The 16,633-nt window shown below is 44.1% G+C and carries 18 protein-coding genes; 10 read left to right on the top strand and 8 right to left on the bottom strand.

All coding sequences use genetic code 11. The features are described from left to right. The first annotated feature begins 72 nt into the window (after positions 1-72). Complete coding sequence (locus tag MNQ98_RS25225; RefSeq protein ID WP_241930683.1) at positions 73-1,224, top strand: NAD(P)/FAD-dependent oxidoreductase; 1,152 nt, start codon at positions 73-75, stop codon at positions 1,222-1,224. A gap of 218 nt (positions 1,225-1,442) precedes the next feature. Further along, on the top strand, positions 1,443-2,216 hold the full coding sequence (locus MNQ98_RS25220; protein ID WP_241930682.1) for an SDR family oxidoreductase: 774 nt from the start codon (positions 1,443-1,445) through the stop codon (positions 2,214-2,216). A 190-nt stretch (positions 2,217-2,406) separates the two neighbouring features. Here MNQ98_RS25220 and MNQ98_RS25215 read toward each other — a convergent pair whose 3' ends face one another. Further along, positions 2,407-2,652 carry a NifU family protein gene (locus tag MNQ98_RS25215; protein ID WP_208917847.1) on the bottom strand — a complete coding sequence of 82 codons (246 nt, stop codon included), beginning with the start codon at positions 2,650-2,652 and terminating at the stop codon, positions 2,407-2,409. Positions 2,653-2,730: 78 nt separating this feature from the next. On the opposite strand from MNQ98_RS25215, the gene MNQ98_RS25210 reads away from it, so the two are divergent. Beyond that, positions 2,731-2,970, top strand: a complete 240-nt coding sequence (locus MNQ98_RS25210) for a YuzB family protein (protein WP_241930681.1) — start codon at positions 2,731-2,733, stop codon at positions 2,968-2,970. Positions 2,971-2,980: 10 nt separating this feature from the next. Here the strand turns inward: MNQ98_RS25210 and MNQ98_RS25205 are convergent, their stop codons facing one another. Further along, the gene (locus MNQ98_RS25205) at positions 2,981-4,039 is read right to left on the bottom strand and encodes an NAD(P)/FAD-dependent oxidoreductase (protein WP_241930680.1); all 1,059 of its coding nucleotides are present in this window, start codon (positions 4,037-4,039) and stop codon (positions 2,981-2,983) included. An 83-nt stretch (positions 4,040-4,122) separates the two neighbouring features. After that, a complete protein-coding gene (gene mqnE, locus MNQ98_RS25200; RefSeq protein ID WP_208917850.1) occupies positions 4,123-5,229 on the bottom strand; it encodes an aminofutalosine synthase MqnE in 1,107 nt (368 codons plus the stop codon). Positions 5,230-5,598: 369 nt separating this feature from the next. On the opposite strand from mqnE, the gene MNQ98_RS25195 reads away from it, so the two are divergent. Both MNQ98_RS25195 and MNQ98_RS25190 read left to right on the top strand, forming a co-directional pair. Next, complete coding sequence (locus MNQ98_RS25195) at positions 5,599-5,958, top strand: HesB/IscA family protein (protein WP_208917851.1); 360 nt, start codon at positions 5,599-5,601, stop codon at positions 5,956-5,958. Between the two features lie 271 nt (positions 5,959-6,229). Continuing rightward, the gene (locus MNQ98_RS25190; RefSeq protein ID WP_347272235.1) at positions 6,230-6,751 is read left to right on the top strand and encodes a DUF3267 domain-containing protein; all 522 of its coding nucleotides are present in this window, start codon (positions 6,230-6,232) and stop codon (positions 6,749-6,751) included. Positions 6,752-6,840: 89 nt separating this feature from the next. Here the strand turns inward: MNQ98_RS25190 and MNQ98_RS25185 are convergent, their stop codons facing one another. The 3 genes from MNQ98_RS25185 to MNQ98_RS25175 all read right to left on the bottom strand — a co-directional run bounded on the left by MNQ98_RS25185 (position 6,841) and on the right by MNQ98_RS25175 (position 10,507). After that, a complete protein-coding gene (locus tag MNQ98_RS25185) occupies positions 6,841-9,510 on the bottom strand; it encodes a calcium-translocating P-type ATPase, PMCA-type (RefSeq protein WP_241930679.1) in 2,670 nt (889 codons plus the stop codon). Positions 9,511-9,776: 266 nt separating this feature from the next. After that, positions 9,777-10,103 carry a hypothetical protein gene (locus MNQ98_RS25180; RefSeq protein WP_241930678.1) on the bottom strand — a complete coding sequence of 109 codons (327 nt, stop codon included), beginning with the start codon at positions 10,101-10,103 and terminating at the stop codon, positions 9,777-9,779. Between the two features lie 197 nt (positions 10,104-10,300). Next, complete coding sequence (locus MNQ98_RS25175; protein WP_241930677.1) at positions 10,301-10,507, bottom strand: hypothetical protein; 207 nt, start codon at positions 10,505-10,507, stop codon at positions 10,301-10,303. A 230-nt stretch (positions 10,508-10,737) separates the two neighbouring features. On the opposite strand from MNQ98_RS25175, the gene MNQ98_RS25170 reads away from it, so the two are divergent. Continuing rightward, the gene (locus MNQ98_RS25170) at positions 10,738-11,400 is read left to right on the top strand and encodes a YheC/YheD family protein (protein ID WP_241930676.1); all 663 of its coding nucleotides are present in this window, start codon (positions 10,738-10,740) and stop codon (positions 11,398-11,400) included. A gap of 292 nt (positions 11,401-11,692) precedes the next feature. Further along, positions 11,693-11,836 carry a sporulation histidine kinase inhibitor Sda gene (sda, locus tag MNQ98_RS25165; protein WP_106766872.1) on the top strand — a complete coding sequence of 48 codons (144 nt, stop codon included), beginning with the start codon at positions 11,693-11,695 and terminating at the stop codon, positions 11,834-11,836. 159 nt (positions 11,837-11,995) lie between these two features. Here the strand turns inward: sda and MNQ98_RS25160 are convergent, their stop codons facing one another. Further along, entirely contained in the window at positions 11,996-12,970 is a 975-nt protein-coding gene (locus tag MNQ98_RS25160) for an NAD(P)/FAD-dependent oxidoreductase (protein ID WP_208920073.1), read from the bottom strand. 494 nt (positions 12,971-13,464) lie between these two features. On the opposite strand from MNQ98_RS25160, the gene MNQ98_RS25155 reads away from it, so the two are divergent. Further along, entirely contained in the window at positions 13,465-14,655 is a 1,191-nt protein-coding gene (locus MNQ98_RS25155) for an NAD(P)/FAD-dependent oxidoreductase (protein WP_208917858.1), read from the top strand. Then, positions 14,656-14,904, top strand: a complete 249-nt coding sequence (locus tag MNQ98_RS25150) for a hypothetical protein (protein WP_241930675.1) — start codon at positions 14,656-14,658, stop codon at positions 14,902-14,904. It begins immediately after the preceding gene. Between the two features lie 284 nt (positions 14,905-15,188). Here MNQ98_RS25150 and hemQ read toward each other — a convergent pair whose 3' ends face one another. Continuing rightward, positions 15,189-15,938 (bottom strand): hydrogen peroxide-dependent heme synthase, encoded by a 750-nt coding sequence (hemQ, locus tag MNQ98_RS25145; protein ID WP_208917860.1) that lies wholly within the window; start codon positions 15,936-15,938, stop codon positions 15,189-15,191. 227 nt (positions 15,939-16,165) lie between these two features. Between hemQ and MNQ98_RS25140 the strand changes: the two genes are divergently transcribed. Next, positions 16,166-16,465: a YuiB family protein gene (locus MNQ98_RS25140; RefSeq protein ID WP_208917861.1), complete on the top strand. Its 300-nt coding sequence runs from the start codon at positions 16,166-16,168 to the stop codon at positions 16,463-16,465. Positions 16,466-16,633 lie beyond the last annotated feature (168 nt).

Raw genomic sequence — 16,633 nt, 5'->3', positions numbered from 1 at the left:
ATTCCACTTCCTGTTTCACTTCGTGATCAAAAATTAGCTTTTTAAACAACTCTCAAAGGAAGGAGCTGTCCCATGGATAAGCAAGTGGATGTCATAGTGATTGGAGCCGGGATTGCAGGCAGCAGTACAGCGATGCAGCTTGCAGAGCGGGGACATGACACACTTTTGCTGGATCGCCAGCCGTTTCCAAGGCATAAAACGTGCGGTGAATTTATGTCCCCAGAAACCCAAGAAATGCTGGAATTTCTGGGTGTTGATCTGCTGCAGCATCAGGTGAAGCCGAGCACGATGAATAAGGCACGCATCTTTATGCCTCACGGTGGTGAAATAGAGGCACCGCTTCCTGGAAGCGCCTGGGGAATAAGCCGGTATGAGCTTGATCGCCTGCTTCATCAGAAAGCGTTATCTGTCGGGGCTGAAATTATAACCCAAACAACCGTTACTGGTATTGACCAGCTAGATAACAACCGATACAAGGTTGAAACAAAGCAAGGTAATGACACCATTTGCTATTATGCCAAGGCTATCATTGGAGCATACGGGACCCGCAAACCCAAGTGTGTTGCGAATACAGATGTAGCACATCGGGATGAAATCATATATGTTGGGCTAAAATCGCATTACACCGGGATTAACGCAGAGTCACAGGTTGAGCTTTATTTTTGTGAAGGTGGTTACACAGGAATCTCTCCAATACAAAATGGAATGGTTAATGTGGCGGCTTTACTTACACTTGATGTCGTTCAGTCGAACGGTAAATCCGTACAGGATATATTGCAAGCAGCCTCCCGTACCAATCCGAAGCTGGCTTCAAGACTGGAGCAGGCTGTACCCGTCCAAGGAACCCAGGTATCGATTGCGCCCGTCAGGCTGTCTGAAATACCTGAGCCTTGGTCCACATTTCCACATGTGGGGGACGCCCTGTTAATGATCCCACCTCTATGCGGAGACGGAATGTCCGTAGCACTACGATCTTCTATGCTGTGTTCAAATCTGACGGATCTGTATTTACGGGATGAGATAACGTACACCGAATGGCAAAGCCAGTATATAAAGGAAGCCAACGGCGAGTTTACGAAGCTGCTCAGGAGAGCACGAAACATCCAGAAGTTAGCTTTTGCGAAGACAAATCGTTTATATCCGGGGATGGCGCGCATGTTTCCGGGCTTAGCGTCTTATGTAGTGAAGGCTACACGATTATCGGAGGCAGGATTATCCCGCTGAATTCGTTCATAGTATATGATAAATGTACAAAAAAACCGTTCTTTTTGTAAGTGGATGGGTTGTAACTCCATTTTATTAAAGAACGGTTTCTTTATGTGTAAATGTTTAAAGTGGGAGATGTTACATGATTTTTCTCATGAGAAAAAGCGTCAAGTTGTGGGGAGGAGGCAAATATTTTATACTGAGGAAAGATGATTATGTACGGAGGAGGGAAGGTCTTGAAGGGGAAAGTGGCGCTGATTACCGGAAGTGCGACTGGATTGGGCAAAATGACCGCCTTAACGCTGGCCCGGCAGGGCTGCGATATTGCGCTGAACTTCGTTAACAGCAAGGAGCAGGCACACGCTCTTAAGAAAGAAATCGAAGGGATGGGTGTTCGGGCAATTGCAGTGAAAGCGGATATCGCTGTGGAAGAGGAATTGTACAGTCTTATAGATCAGACTGAGGAACAACTGGGACAAGTTGATATTCTGGTTAACAATGCGGGTCCGTTTATTCGGGAACGACGTCTGTTTTCACAATATGATCGTAATGAAATCGTACATCTGATTAATGGCAACCTGACTGGCGTTATGCTGCTGGATCATCGTGTCCTACCCTCCATGAGAGAACAGAAATGGGGGCGCATTATTCATTTCGGATTCGGTCATGCGGGTGAAGCAAGATCCTGGCCGCACCGTTCTGTTTACGCAGCTGCCAAAGTGGGACTTGTATCCTTCACCAAGACATTGGCTGTAGAAGAGGCCCCTTACGGTATTACGGTAAATATGGTCTGTCCCGGAGATATCCGGGGAGCGAACAAAGAGAAGACGATCGATGAGGTGTTCGGTATAACGGATGAGCTTACTCCTCGTGGACGTTCAGGAAGCGGTGAAGACATCGCCCGGGTCATCGAGTATCTCTGTATGGAGAAATCGGATTTCATCACAGGCAATATTATGGATATATCCGGCGGTCTGGATCCCATTCGCCCCCGCATCATCCCTGAGTAAATAAACGGAATAACGATAGACGTTTTTCTTATATCCCCCAAAAAAAGAGTCCTGGTTCATGAGAACCAAGACTCTTTTGTGCAAATATAAGAAGTATAAGATTTCATTTATACTTGGCTTATATTTCTCGAAGAGATTCCGTCGTCCTTTTCAAAAGGACGACGGAATCATTTCTACTTGTATATAGGTTTTAGAACACTTGTACTACTTCTTGGATGCCTTCAACTTCTTCAACCAGGGCACGTTCAATCCCGGCCTTCAAGGTTATGGTGGAGCTTGGGCAGCTGCCGCAGGCACCTACAAGTTTCAGTTTAACAATGCCGTCTTCAACGTCGACCAATTCCACGTCACCGCCGTCGCGCTGCAGGAACGGACGAAGCTTATCAAGCACTTCAGCTACTTCATCATATGTTGTGCTTTGTGCGTTTTCGCTCATCTTGTTCAACTCCTTTCCTCCCTATATTATAGTACATAAACCGGCAAATTAAAATGCCAATCTAAAGGCAGGTAGATCATGATGCGACCCATTGTTGAGTTCTGTGCTGGGAATGCACATTTCGGTACAGATAAAGCTCTAAAACCGCTCGAGGAACGACCGGATTGCGAGGTCATCGAGTACGGCTGCCTTACAAACTGTGGACAATGCTATTTGGCACCATTCGCTTTTGTGAATGATGAAATCGTGGAAGCCGCTACAGCCGAAGAGCTCTATTTATCCATCCTCCGAAAAATAAAGGAAATCGAGCAACTGTGATCTTAAACCATCAGAAATGGCGCTTGGACTTCCAGAGCACACCACTTTTTAGCAGTCTAGGCACTCGTCCCATAACGGAGGTACTGCCCATTAAACCAAAGCCGGCCCGCTTGCCGAGTGAACCGAGGGTGCCCTTCAGTTTAAGCGGGTGTACCTTAGGTGTGTCGTCTCTCCATAGAGCCTTCAGTACATGTCCAATCTGCTCAGCTTGAGCTCCTGCGGCTTGTGCGCTTGGCACAAACGGAAGGCTGGCGCAATCGCCGATGACATATACTTCCGGATGGGAAGGAACTTGATACAGATCATTAAGTAAAATCCGTCCACTACGGTCTTTTGGCAGATCCAAATTTTGTATGACAGAAACAGGCTGAATACCGGCGGTCCAGACGGTTATATCCGTAGGTATCGGTTGATCTACATTGTAGACCACATCCTTTTCTACTCTGGAAACGGAAACCCCGCTCTGAATTTCCACATTGTTTTCTGCAAACCAGCGCTGAATGTAGGCGGATAGACGGTTCGGAAAGGAAGAGAGTACACGAGCTCCCCGGTCAAGAATGGCTATGTTAAGGTCAGGCCGGCTTTCTCGCAAATCAGAAGCAAGCTCAATACCGCTCAGGCCCCCACCGACAATATGAACCTGGCCATACGGTTTAAGGTTATTTAAACGTAAATAGGTTTCACGTGTCCCGGAAAAAGATTGCAGACTGCATGTAAATTCCTCAGCTCCCGGCACACCGTGATACTGATCTGTACAGCCCAGGGCGATAGCCAGCTGATCGTACTGAATAGGATCATCATTAAATAAATACACCAATTTTGATTCCAGATCGACCGAGGTAACTTCCCCGTAATGAATGCTCAGTTTATCGTAAACCGGGAATTTTACCCGCAGCTCCGTATCTGCAACGGTACCTGCGGCCAAAGCGTAGTATTCCGTTTTGAGACCTTGATAAGGCATGCGATCAATGAGCACCACTTCCAGATCATGAGGAAGATAACTGCTGAACAATTCCTGAATTAAGGCAAGACCACCGTAACCTCCGCCGAGAATGACGAGCTTTTTCATATATGTCTCCCTTTCTGATGAGATAAGAAAGCACAGCCCTTTATATTATCTCTTTAACCTGATATCCGTAATTTGGAACTTTACTATTCGTATACCTTGACTTCGTTATAGAAAGTATCGCGCTCCACGGGAATCCGGCCGGCTCCTTGAATCAGCCAGACAAGCTCTTTGCGAGTCAAGCCCTCAGGCGTCAATGCACCAGCGGCGTGGCTTATACGTTCTTTTAGAATCGTACCGTGAACATCGGATGCTCCGAAGCTGAGTGCCACCTGTGTTAATTGGGCGCCGATATTGATGAAATAAGCTTTAACATGGTCGATATTATCCAGCATGAGGCGGCTAATCGCAATGGTCTTCAAGTCCTCATAAGCCGAGTTACGGCGCATAATGCCCGCGTTCTTATTCTTTGGCTGCATAGAGAGCGGGATAAATACCATAAATCCATTCGTTTCATCCTGCAGATCCCGGATCTGCAGCATATGGCGGATACGGTCCTCGTGACTTTCAATAGAACCGTACAGCATTGTAGTATGTGTTCTCATGCCGAGCTGATGTGCGGTACGGTGTACCTCAAGGTACTGATCTACATTGGCTTTGTCCACTTTCATTTTCTGGCGGTACTGATCTGACAGTATTTCGGCTCCGCCGCCGGTCAAAGTTTTCAGGCCGGCTTTCTGTAGCTCTTGCAGCACTTCCTTTATGCTAAGGCCGCTGATCCGTGTGAAAAATTCGATTTCAGCTGCCGTATAAGCCTTCAGTGTTACGTCTGGAAACCGTTCATTAAGGGCTTTTAATGAATCTACATAGTATTGGAACGGTACATTGTTGTTGTGTCCGCCAACAATATGGAACTCTCGAATACCCGGGTGGAAGTGCTCTTCCACATACTGAATCATTTCCGGACCGGAGAGAGTATAGGAGCCTTCCTCGCCTTGGTCTTTACGGAAATTGCAAAAAGCACAGCGGGACTCACACACATTGGTGAAATACAAACTCATGTTTTCAATAAAATAAACCTTGTTCCCGTTTTTGCGCAGATTCGCTTCATTTGCGAGCTGCCCCAGGGTCAGAAGGTCATCGGTTTGATACAAATAGACGCCATCTTCGAGGTTCAAGCGAACACCGTTTTGAACCTTCTCAACAATCTCAGCCATTCTTTTGTCCATTGAAGGGCTTACAAGGGTTGGCATAGTCTTCCTCCTCATCACGCATTATGGCACCCAAAGGTGCAGAGATACATCAACTGTCCGTCTGGTGAATAGTTTCGTTAACGGATCATTACATCGTTGAGGTAAGCAGTTATAATTAAAGGATTTTGTGAAAAAATATACAACTATGAACACGGACACATCGAATAGGCAGCAAGGGCCGCCGGATGTGACAGAAATCCAACACTTAACCTCTTTAGTTCCTTTCCTATTATAAACCTGACCCCTCAGGGTAGCAATACATACCGTAGGAAAAGAGGAGACTATATGAAGATTGTCCGGTAATTACGCCGCTTGAGGGTTGGCTTGATGTGGAGTATACTGAAAAGTGAACGAAAAGGAGGGTGACCTATGATTACAATTAGTGATACTGCAGCAGAACGTCTGAAAGATATGCTTGCGGAACAGGAAACACCGAATATGTTCCTTCGTTTGGGTGTCACGTCCGGTGGGTGCAGCGGTTTTTCCTATGCAATGGGCTTTGACGACGACGAAACGGAAGATGATGTATATATGAATGTCGCCGACATGAAAATTGTGGTTGACAAGGATAGTATGAAATATTTGAACGGTCTCGAAATTGATTTTGAGGAATCCGGTATGACGGGTGGTTTCACCATCCACAATCCGAATGCTACGGTAACCTGCGGTTGCGGAAGCTCTTTCCGGACAAAAACAGATGCCGGAAATCCAAGTGCGGAACCTTGCTGATTGGCGTTTTGATGCGGTTTTCCACCCGCTGATCTGAGCGGAAGCCGAAGCGGTAGTAACATGGGAATAAGTGTTTGGGAATACGGCCTCTATAGTATGATAGTCACGTGCTATCTAATCTATGGAGGTCTTTTTGTGGTTGAATAGGGGGGCGGACTGATGCTCAAGATATGGTAAAATCTCGGTGAGGTGAACATTTACTTACTAGCATTACATGGTATAAATTGTTTGGAACTAGATTATAGGGAAGGCGTGTACTTGTTATGATATTATGGTTTCAAAATTTGCCCAGACAAGTCTGGATTTGTCAGAATGGAAACCATTCATTCAAAATAATTGGTTTCGAAAGCATTATATGAAGTTTGTCTACCTATTAATGTTTACTTTTTTTCTGGCACCAAATTGGTTTGGGTTAAAGTTTACATATATTACAAATCGCCCCCTTATCTTAATCTTTATATTTGTTTTTATAATACATGAAATTCTTCATATTCTTGTAATAAATAATAAAGGTGATATTAGCTTAACGTTTAGAGGAATATTTTTTTGGCTTAATACTAATGCGGTTCTATCCAAAAAGAGATTTTGGGTTTTCATGAGCTTGCCTTTTATCATATTAACGATAATCCCAGTTATCGCTTCGTTCTTTATATCTGGTGATATCAAATCACTCATTCTATTTATTAGTTGGATAAATTTGATAATCTCTTCCTCAGATATCGTTAATTCATTTTTAATTCTAATTAAACCCAATAAATCTGTTTTTTGCAGAGGCTACTACCAAGTAAGATGAAGAGGGGGGAGATCGAACCAGCCCTTCACATTAGAATAAAGCGCAAAGGGGCTTCCCAGTCACTACACTTTGGGAAAGCCCCTTTATGTTTACTTCTTACGGCTAAATAATCGCATGAAGAGCTTTACAATTTCTACAATCGGAATGATTGAGAAGGCAGAGATTGCGACTACCAGCCACTGTTCGCCATTCAATCGAACGACGCTGAATAGATCATTCATGAATGGGACTAAGATTACGATCAGGACGAGAAATCCTGATACAAGTGCGGCGCCATTCAAGTATTTGTTGGAGAATACACCGATCGTAAACAACGATTTAGTAGTCGAACGTACGTTGAATGCATGTGTTAGCTGAATCAGTCCAAGTGTTGCAAAGGCCATGGTTACGGCAACGGCCTCAGAATAGTGCGTATGTCCGTAGTAGTAAGCAAATAAGGTCAAAGCGGCTTCCACAACACCTTGATAAAGGATTCCAACTCCAATACCATTCGCAAATACGCTCTCCGATGCCTTACGAGGCTTTCGCTTCATGATGTCATTTTCCGCTTTCTCAAGGCCTAAAGCAAGTGCTGGCAATGTGTCTGTGACAAGATTGATCCATAAGATGTGAATCGGGAAAAGAATCTTCCAACCGATTAAAGTAGCGATGAATAGTGTGAGCACTTCACCAAGATTGGCAGATAGGAGAAACTGGATCGTCTTGCGAATATTGCTGTATACTTTGCGACCTTCTTCTACAGCAACAACAATCGTGGTAAAGTTGTCATCGGCAAGCACCATATCGGAAACACCTTTGGAAACCTCAGTACCTGTGATGCCCATGCCGACACCAATGTCGGATGCCTTGAGTGCAGGTGCATCGTTAACTCCGTCTCCAGTCATTGCAACAATACTGCCGCGCTTCTTCCAAGCTTGAACGATACGTACCTTGTGTTCTGGTGATACCCGGGCATATACAGAATACTGTGTGACCTTCTCTTCGAATTCTTGATCACTAATTTGATTTAACTCACTACCCGTAATAATGCCGCTCTCATCTTCAATAATATGAAGCTCCTTGGCAATTGCTGTAGCTGTATCACGATGATCCCCTGTAATCATGACTGGACGTATGCCAGCGTTCTTACAGATGCGAACAGCTTCCTTCACTTCCTCGCGAGGTGGGTCGATCATTCCAACAAGACCGATGAAGGTTAAATTCTGCTCCACAACTTCTGGTTTCATGATGCTTGGGATAGCTGACTCATCACGGTAAGCGAGCGACAATACACGTAGTGCTTTGTCTGCCATGGATTTATTGGCCTTGATAATACTATCGCGGTGCTCTTCTGTCAGCTCCATGACAGTTCCATTCATTAGAATACTGTTGCATCTTTCGAGCAACACATCAGGCGCGCCTTTTGTCATAATTCGATAAACGGTAGCACCATCATTTAGTTCATGGACAGTGGTCATTAACTTCCGATCAGAATCGAATGGAATTTCAGCCTTACGCGGAAATTCGATCTCACCTTCTCGTTTATCAAAACCATGCTTAATTCCGTAATCAACTAATGCAGTCTCTGTTGGATCACCTATTAATGTAAATTGTTCTGCATCGGCCGTGTGTGAGATTTTCGTATCATTACACAACGCCATGACTTGAAGAAAGAGCTCATAGTCTTGCATCGTTTCAAGAGCTTGATCGGCTTGTTGCATGGTTTGTCCAATATAAGCTTGCTGTACAGTCATTTTGTTTTGTGTTAGGGTGCCTGTTTTATCTGAACAAATAATTTCTGTGCTCCCTAACGTTTCAACTGCTGGAAGCTTACGAATAATCGCATTACGCTTCGCCATTTTCTGAACACCAAGTGCTAAAATTATAGTAACGATCGCCGGTAACCCTTCCGGTATCGCTGCTACTGCCAGCGAGATGGAAGTGAGAAGCATATCAAATATTTCTCGACCTTGAATCATACCTATAATGAAGATGGCTACAGCAACCCCGATCGTAATGATCGTAAAATATTTTCCCAGCTCATTCAGCTTGCGCTGCAGCGGAGTTACTTCATCTTCATCCTGGGAGATAAAGCCGGCAATCTTACCGACTTCTGTACTACTGCCGGTTGCTGTAACAACACCGATGCCTCGACCATAGGAGATATTGCTAGTCATATAGGCCATATTCTTACGATCACCGATGACGAGATCTGCTTTCTCCAGCGGGTCAACTACCTTCTCAACAGGCACAGATTCTCCAGTCAATGCAGCTTCTTCAATCTTGAGTGAAGCAGACTCAATCAGTCGCATATCGGCTGGAATAACATCCCCAGCTTCTAATAGAACAATATCACCTGGAACAAGCTCCTCCGCTTTGATCTTGACAATCTTGCCATCTCTTCTTGTTTGAGCGAAGGGGGAAGACATTTGCTTAAGAGCTGCAAGTGCCTGTTCGGCTTTATTCTCTTGAATTACTCCCAGAACGGCATTCAGGACAACAACGAACAGAATGATAAAGGAATCTGTCCATTCTCCAAGCAGTCCAGAAATAAGTGCCGCAACGAGCAGAATGATGATCATGACATCTTTAAACTGTGCGAGCAGTTTAGCAATCAATGATTTTCCTTTACGTTCCTCGAGTGCATTCTTGCCGTACTGTTGCAGTCTTGTGGCGGCTTCTTCTTGGGATAAACCATCGTAATGACTGTTTAGTGACGCTAAAGTTTGATCAGTTGAAAGTGTGTGAAACGTTTCACTTGATTGTTTTTTGCTATCCAATTCAGTCACTCCTATTCTTGATTACTTTGAAATCCAATCCAGAAAACATATCCAGAGGATAAATGGTTATAGAAGTTAATACGTATGATTTTATTAAAGTTCCCATATATCGCAAAAATATGTTCGTACCTTATACTGATAATCTTAAGTAATTGCAGATGTTATAAATTTCGACCTCTATAGCGAGATCAGTATCATACAATCTCACTATAGAGGTCGTTTTTGTTTGTCATTTTGCTAAACTAGGCGCATACTAATATCCATTTTTAGAATCCTAATTGCTTGGCAACATAAGCAGCGACTGCTTTATCCTGAAACTCCTTCCAGCCGCTGAGTTTGGAGTTTTCTTCCAGAAAAGTATTGAAATCATTTTGTACGAAAGCCTCAAACTCCTCTTGGCTTTGGCCTTCATATCCGGCAGCCTTTAATAACTCATCGAAGGAAGAAAAGTTGGAGTACATCTGAACAAACGATTCTGTGAACAAATCGTCTGTATGTACTTCGCGTTCCATATTCGAGAGTTTTTCTGCATTTTCTTGAATGTCTTTAAGTTTTTTCTCAAGTTGATCCAATTCACCAAACTCAATGTTCATAATGACCACCCTCCAATGTCAGCGTCTAATTTCATTAAACCTTATTCTCCTGTGTTTGAATACCTGTGAATATATAAATGATATGATTGGATCAAGCTCCGGACAAATTTCACATCTTAACCCAAGTAATATATATAGTAAAAAGCCCTATTCTCAATGGAATAGGGCTTTTTACTATCAAGTTTATAAAGCCATCATCAGGCGAAAAAAAACTGTTTGTTAAGCATGAGCACGATCATGCTGGCGGCTACGAGGGAAAAAGCGATACAGCCTGCACCGAGTCCCCTGCGTTTGTCTTTAATAAACTTGAAACCGATAACAAAAATTACGATTGTAATACCAATGAGAGAGATTGACATTCCGATCATAGCTATCCAGTACAACACCTCAAACAGAGCATCCAAGGTTAAAAGCCTCCTTTATTTCAAACAGGGAATCGACTACGACTAAGGATAAACTTCTGTGTTCCTAATATACGATAGTTTAAAAGCTTTGGAAAGAACAACCTGCATTAGACAGGCTTCTAACCGAATGACCCTATGAATAGGCGTTATTACCCGGACAATCATCCAAGAGGGAACCCGCGGTGTGGAGTAATATAAGATATGTCATGATAAAAGGAGGCGTAGGCAGCATGGGTGGAAGACAGTTGGCCAGTAAGTGGCTTAAAACGGAAGCGCTGCTGACCGATCCTCAGATAATCCCTTATATCCCGGAAACGAATGCTTACGGAAGGGACGATCTGATGTCGATGCTCTCACAATACGACATGGTTGTGATTAAACCAGTTGTGGGAACGGGGGGGAACGGCGTTATACGTATTCAGAATCACGATGAGGGCTATAACGTCAGCCATAAGGGACGCACGAGGTTTGTTAGTTCATTCCCCGAACTAATTCCTATATTGTCCAGTATTAAGCTAAAACGGAAATATTTAATCCAGCAGGGTGTCAACTTAGCTAAGATAAAAGGGCGTCCTTTGGATTATCGAGTTAAAGTGGTCAAGACGAAAGGGAGATGGGAATTCAGAGCGATGGTTGGAAGGCTTGCCAGACCGGGCTTGTTCGTAACCAATCTGTGCAAAGGAGGTATGCTGCTAAGGTGCAGACCTGCGATCAGGTATTCGCTTCCACATATCAATTCCTTAGAAAAGCGGAACGAGATGCGGCAGTTGACCCGGAATTGCATCGCGGTTTTGGAAAAACGTTTCCCTGGTATAGGTGAACTAGGTTTTGATTACGGACTTGATGATACAGGAGCCATATGGATATTAGAAGTTAACACTCGTCCAAGTTAAATCGAGATAAAACAAATTAGACGATTATATGAAATTTTAATAGGGTATTAAAAAAATAATTAGAAATTTCCGATAAATATACTAAATATTTTTTTAAGTCCTGTTTGAGACCAATATCCTGTGTATAACATTTATCCCCATAATCCACGTTGATAGAACAACAATCATGACACTTACCAACAAATTATACACAGGATTTCCACAGATGCTTGTGGATAAGGGAACAGTTGTTCTGTTATATGATGTTTGTTATGATAGATTTAGGAAAAATGAGGAAAGGGGTGTGAGAGGGATGGCTATGTTGACGGACGAGATGTTACTAGACTCCTATCATATGGCTATTGAGTTGAAACTAGAACGGGAGTTTATTACTTTACTGTTGGCCGAAATTCATAAACGGAACTTGGACACCGATTCCATCAGTATCCTTCACTAGTTCCATCACCTATAGATAAGAGAAATGTTTGACGTGTCGTCATACATTCGAAGTGAAATCTACATATGTATGGCGTACAACCAATAGAAAAGGTATCTCGTATCCACCGATGAATCTGTCAGTGGATAGAAGATACCTTTTTTGTTGCATTTTTGCTGATTACAGCTTCATATTACTACTGTGTCCAGGGGCAAGACGAGCTTCAGGGTCAAAGTAAACCTTGGCATTGTTGATCGCCGTTGGTGCTTCGCCAAATCCGACAGCAATCAGTTTAACCTTACCCGGATAAGTAGTGATATCACCGGCTGCGAAGATTCCTGGGATGCTTGTCTCCATACGAGAGTCAACCACGATAGAGTTGTTCTCGATTGCAATACCCCACTCAGAGATGGGACCAAGAGAAGAAACGAATCCGAAATTGACGATTACATCGTCGACTTCGATTTCCTGTGTCTCTTTTGTTTTGATATGGGAAAGTGTCACCTTAGTAATTCGCTCATCACCGTGAAGTTCAGTGATCTCCGTTGGGGTGATTATGTTCACCTTGGAAGCAAGCAGCTTCTCTACACTGTGTTCATGCGCACGGAATTTATCGCGGCGATGAACCAGACTTACCTGTTCGGCAATCGGCTCCAGCATTAGAGCCCAATCGACTGCGGAATCGCCTCCGCCGCTGATGAGCACCTTCTTCCCTTGGAAGCGGCTAAGATCGCTGACGAAGTAATGAAGATTGCTTTCTTCAAACTTATCCGCGTTATCGACTTCCAGACGGCGGGGCTCGAAAGCTCCTACACCGGCAGTAATAATAACGGCCTTAGTGTGATGTTCATCTTTATCTGTCTTTACGACAAAATGACGTTCGTCTAGCTTCTCAACCGATTGAACTTTTTCTTCCAGTCGGATGTCTGTGTCAAACAGATCCATCTGCCGGGAGAGGTTGTCGACCAGCTCTTGAGCAGTAACCTTCGGGAATCCGGCTACATCGTAAATATATTTTTCTGGATACAGCGCAGCCAGTTGTCCTCCGAGTTGGGGCATGCTCTCGATGAGTTTAACCGAAGCTTGGCGCATGCCGCCGTAAAAAGCAGCAAACATGCCTGTAGGGCCGCCACCGATAATGAGAAGATCGGTCATATGATGTTCTTGCGGTGTTGATGTCAAGGAAAAAGCACCTCCGAAAATGATATATTCGAATCAGACAGACATTGTCCAAAGTAATTCTGATTCATTGAATCCTCTACTATTATAATCGTCTGGAACCAGCATTAAAAGCCAGGAATTTCGCCAAAATACTTATTATTAGTATGGTTGCGCTTTCTTAATTGTACGGGTCTGAAATGCGACAAACTTATCCCTTTTTTCGGGCAAAATATGTCTTGATCTTTGAACCGTTTATGCATATGATTAACGTGACAACTTGTGCTTAAAGGCAAAATATCGACATTTTTTAGACATTAACGTAACGATTCGAACCCTTTTGACAGCTGTATTTTTGAAGAAAAGCAACATCGGGTCGAAACTTTAGCGGGCTCTGATAAAGAGCTCTTCTCTTTTTTTAGAAGCAAATTCACAAAAAGTTAACATTTAAACCATACTATATATAGAAGTAAGCCGGGAGGAGTAGGAGAATGAGCAGCATACCGAAGATCGTAATCCTTGGTGCGGGTTACGGTGGCATATTGACAGCGCAGCGGCTGCAGAAAGAACTCAACTATAATGAAGCTGACGTAACGCTGGTGAACAGACATGACTATCACTACATTACGACCCATCTGCATATGCCGGCAGCAGGTACGGATAGTATAGAGAATACTCGGGTTTCCATATCGAAGCTGATTGACGAATTCAAAATCGATTTGGTGAAATCATCCGTACAGGAAATTCGGCTCCATGATAAAAAGGTCATTCTGGAAGACGGGACTTTGTCGTATGATTATTTGATTATCGGATTGGGCGGTGAGCCGGAAACTTTCGGCATCCCGGGTCTGGCGGAATATGCGATGTCCATCCGCAGCATTAACTCGGTCCGCTTGATACGGGAGCATATTGAATATCAGTTTGCTCTGTATAAGAATGAACGCAGACCACAGGAGCGTATTAATTTTGTCGTTGGTGGTGCCGGTTTTAGCGGTATTGAATTTGTGGCGGAGCTTGCGGACCGCATTCCTAAATTGTGCAAGGAGTACGATGTCGATCCTGCCCTTGTAAACATTTATAATGTTGAAGCTGCGCCATCAGCGCTTCCGGGATTTGCACCTGAATTGGTCGATTATGCCATTGAAGTGTTGAAAAAGAAGGGCGTTACCTTTAAATTTGGTGTGGCGATTAAGGAATGTACACCGAATGGGGTCGTTCTGAGCACGGGTGAGGAAATCCGGTCTGCAACGGTCGTTTGGACCGGTGGAATCCGCGGGAACCGCCTGATCGAGGCAGCTGGCTTCGAAACGATGCGCGGACGCGTAAAAGTGGATGAATATTTACGGGCTCCAGGCTATGAGAACATTTATATTATTGGAGACAACTCGCTGATCTTTAACGGTGAGCGTCCATATCCGCCAACGGCTCAGATGGCCATGCAGCAGGGAGTTTGCTGTGCACAAAACATCGTATCGGCAATTCGGGGCAAGGACTTGAAGAAGTTCGAGTTTCATAACAAAGGTACGGTTGCCTCTCTTGGCCGGGGTGAAGGAATCGCTGTTGTGGGAGACAAGAAATACCAGGGCTGGAAAGCGGCTCAGCTGAAAAAACTGGTTGACCTGCGGTACCTCTTTATCATTGGGGGCATCCCGCTCGTCCTGAAAAAGGGAAGGTTTCTATAAATGAGACACTGCAGTGTTCAAGTTCGGGGTCTGCTTACACGCGATGAGCTGGATCGATATAATGCATTAATGGAAGTCGGCTCATATCTGGAATCTCAGGAACAGTACGATCTGGCGTATACCATACAGCAGGAAGTTGATATATTGATTTTGCCCGCTATTGAGCGGTTGAAGGATAAGAGCAGGGCACGTGACCAGGCTACTGTAGAGTATTTAGAGTCCTTGCGTAAGGATGAAGAGCTTTCCTAAACAACAAAAAGGGACAGATCCAAAAGTGGTAGTCTCACTTGAAGAATAGCTCGCTTTCTAGGTAGGTGTAGTTTTTCACTCCGCCATAGCTGGCATCGGTATTGAATGTACAAAAGAAACCGCTCCTTTTTTAGATGGTTGCTCAACACTTCCATTTTACCAAAGGGCGGTTTCTTTGTGTATGTATTTTTGAATTGGGCATGCACGTAGCGCTTTACAACAGACAGAGGGGGCGTCCCAGGTCAATGAACCTTTTGGGACACCCCCTTTCATTGTATGATAATCTAAACCTTCATTAGCTGAGAAAAGGATTCCTGATCCAGTAGGTTGCCGACATAGAACGAACCGAACTCGCCGAAGCGGGCGCTGACTTCATCAAAGCGCATTTCGTATACGAGCTTTTTGAAATGGAGAGCATCGTCAGAAAATAATGTGACGCCCCATTCCCAATCATCCAATCCAACTGAACCCGTAATGATCTGTTTTACCTTACCTGCATAACTACGGCCGATCATGCCGTGGCTGTACATCATGGAGCGTCTGTCTTCCATACTGAGCATATACCAGTTGTCCGTCAAATCGCGCTTTTTGTTCATCGGGTAGAAGCAAATATGCTTGGATTTTGGAAGAGCTGGCTTCAAGCGTGCAATAACATGCGGGTTCTGCATCGGATCGCCTTCTGAAGAGCCTGCCAAATAATTGCTGAGCTCTACAATACTGACGTAGGAGTAGGCCTTGGTTGTATATTGCGCAAATGTCGTTTTGTTAAAGGCGTTCTCGATTGCATTTAGCTCTTCAAGCGTTTCGCGCAAATGCATGAATACAAAGTCTGCTTTTTGCCCAACGATGGTGTATACTGCAGTGCTTCCTTGCTTGGATTCTTCTATTTGATTCCACTCGTCCAGAAAAGCGTGCAGCTCGTCCAATGCAACAGCGCGCTCCTCATCATCCGCAGCTTTCCAAGCCGGCCAATTGATCGAGCGGAAATCATGCAGTGAATACCAGCCATCAAGCGTCATTGCGGCTTCGTTCATATGATCACTCCTAAACATTCTTATATGTGCTTGCTAAACCTTCTTCCATTGTATCTAACCGCAGGAAGAAGGGCAAACGATGACACAATCTATTCACGGAATATTCGTTGATATGTGACATTTTTTTTAGTACACTATCTACTAGCCCGTCAAGCGTGTGCTATTCTTCATAGTCATAGAGGATACCGCGATTGTGATGGTGACGAAGAAGAGGTGAATTTGCGACAATGCTGCAGTTTATTCCCGTGCTAGTGTTGATGATTTTATTTTTTGTCATGATGTTCGGTATCGGTTTTATCCTCAATATGTTGATGAAAACGACGTGGTTTCCCTGCTATTTGTTCGTAATCGTTATATTGCCGGTTGTGGTCTATAGCCTATGGAACCGTGATGAAGCAACGCTCTGGGCGCATATCAGCTCATTCCAGCTGGTGGATTATTTGACAGGGGTAGCCGGATTGGCGGGAGCATTTTTGAGCGGCTGGACCATCAATACACTGCGTGTTAAAGGATTTAAAATGTTTTAAACATCTTATTTTGGCCTTATAATCGGCATCGGCGGCTCTCCCGAATCGGGTGGGTCGTTTTTGTTGCTGCTAAGAAGAGTGCTCATTAATTCCAGAAATTTTGACCTCTTAAACAGACTTCCGCCACCTCTTTTTATGATAGAATAGAGGCAGTCTATTTTTAAAATA

The sequence above is a fragment of the Paenibacillus sp. N3/727 genome (assembly GCF_022637315.1).
Lineage (GTDB): Bacteria > Bacillota > Bacilli > Paenibacillales > Paenibacillaceae > Paenibacillus_AQ > Paenibacillus_AQ uliginis.
The sequence above is the reverse complement of the archived record's forward strand: the minus strand, read 5'-3'. Positions and strand labels throughout refer to the sequence as shown.

Excerpts from the sequence above, each read along its gene's own strand:
- MNQ98_RS25225 (WP_241930683.1), top strand. The coding sequence starts at position 73 with ATGGATAAGCAAGTGGATGTCATAGTGATTGGAGCCGGGATTGCAGGC.
- MNQ98_RS25215 (WP_208917847.1), bottom strand. The coding sequence starts at position 2,652 with ATGAGCGAAAACGCACAAAGCACAACATATGATGAAGTAGCTGAAGTG.
- MNQ98_RS25210 (WP_241930681.1), top strand. The coding sequence starts at position 2,731 with ATGATGCGACCCATTGTTGAGTTCTGTGCTGGGAATGCACATTTCGGT.
- MNQ98_RS25205 (WP_241930680.1), bottom strand. The coding sequence starts at position 4,039 with ATGAAAAAGCTCGTCATTCTCGGCGGAGGTTACGGTGGTCTTGCCTTA.
- mqnE (WP_208917850.1), bottom strand. The coding sequence starts at position 5,229 with ATGCCAACCCTTGTAAGCCCTTCAATGGACAAAAGAATGGCTGAGATT.
- MNQ98_RS25195 (WP_208917851.1), top strand. The coding sequence starts at position 5,599 with ATGATTACAATTAGTGATACTGCAGCAGAACGTCTGAAAGATATGCTT.
- MNQ98_RS25190 (WP_347272235.1), top strand. The coding sequence starts at position 6,230 with ATGGTTTCAAAATTTGCCCAGACAAGTCTGGATTTGTCAGAATGGAAA.
- MNQ98_RS25180 (WP_241930678.1), bottom strand. The coding sequence starts at position 10,103 with ATGAACATTGAGTTTGGTGAATTGGATCAACTTGAGAAAAAACTTAAA.
- MNQ98_RS25170 (WP_241930676.1), top strand. The coding sequence starts at position 10,738 with ATGGGTGGAAGACAGTTGGCCAGTAAGTGGCTTAAAACGGAAGCGCTG.
- sda (WP_106766872.1), top strand. The coding sequence starts at position 11,693 with ATGGCTATGTTGACGGACGAGATGTTACTAGACTCCTATCATATGGCT.
- MNQ98_RS25160 (WP_208920073.1), bottom strand. The coding sequence starts at position 12,970 with ATGACCGATCTTCTCATTATCGGTGGCGGCCCTACAGGCATGTTTGCT.
- MNQ98_RS25155 (WP_208917858.1), top strand. The coding sequence starts at position 13,465 with ATGAGCAGCATACCGAAGATCGTAATCCTTGGTGCGGGTTACGGTGGC.
- MNQ98_RS25150 (WP_241930675.1), top strand. The coding sequence starts at position 14,656 with ATGAGACACTGCAGTGTTCAAGTTCGGGGTCTGCTTACACGCGATGAG.
- hemQ (WP_208917860.1), bottom strand. The coding sequence starts at position 15,938 with ATGAACGAAGCCGCAATGACGCTTGATGGCTGGTATTCACTGCATGAT.
- MNQ98_RS25140 (WP_208917861.1), top strand. The coding sequence starts at position 16,166 with ATGCTGCAGTTTATTCCCGTGCTAGTGTTGATGATTTTATTTTTTGTC.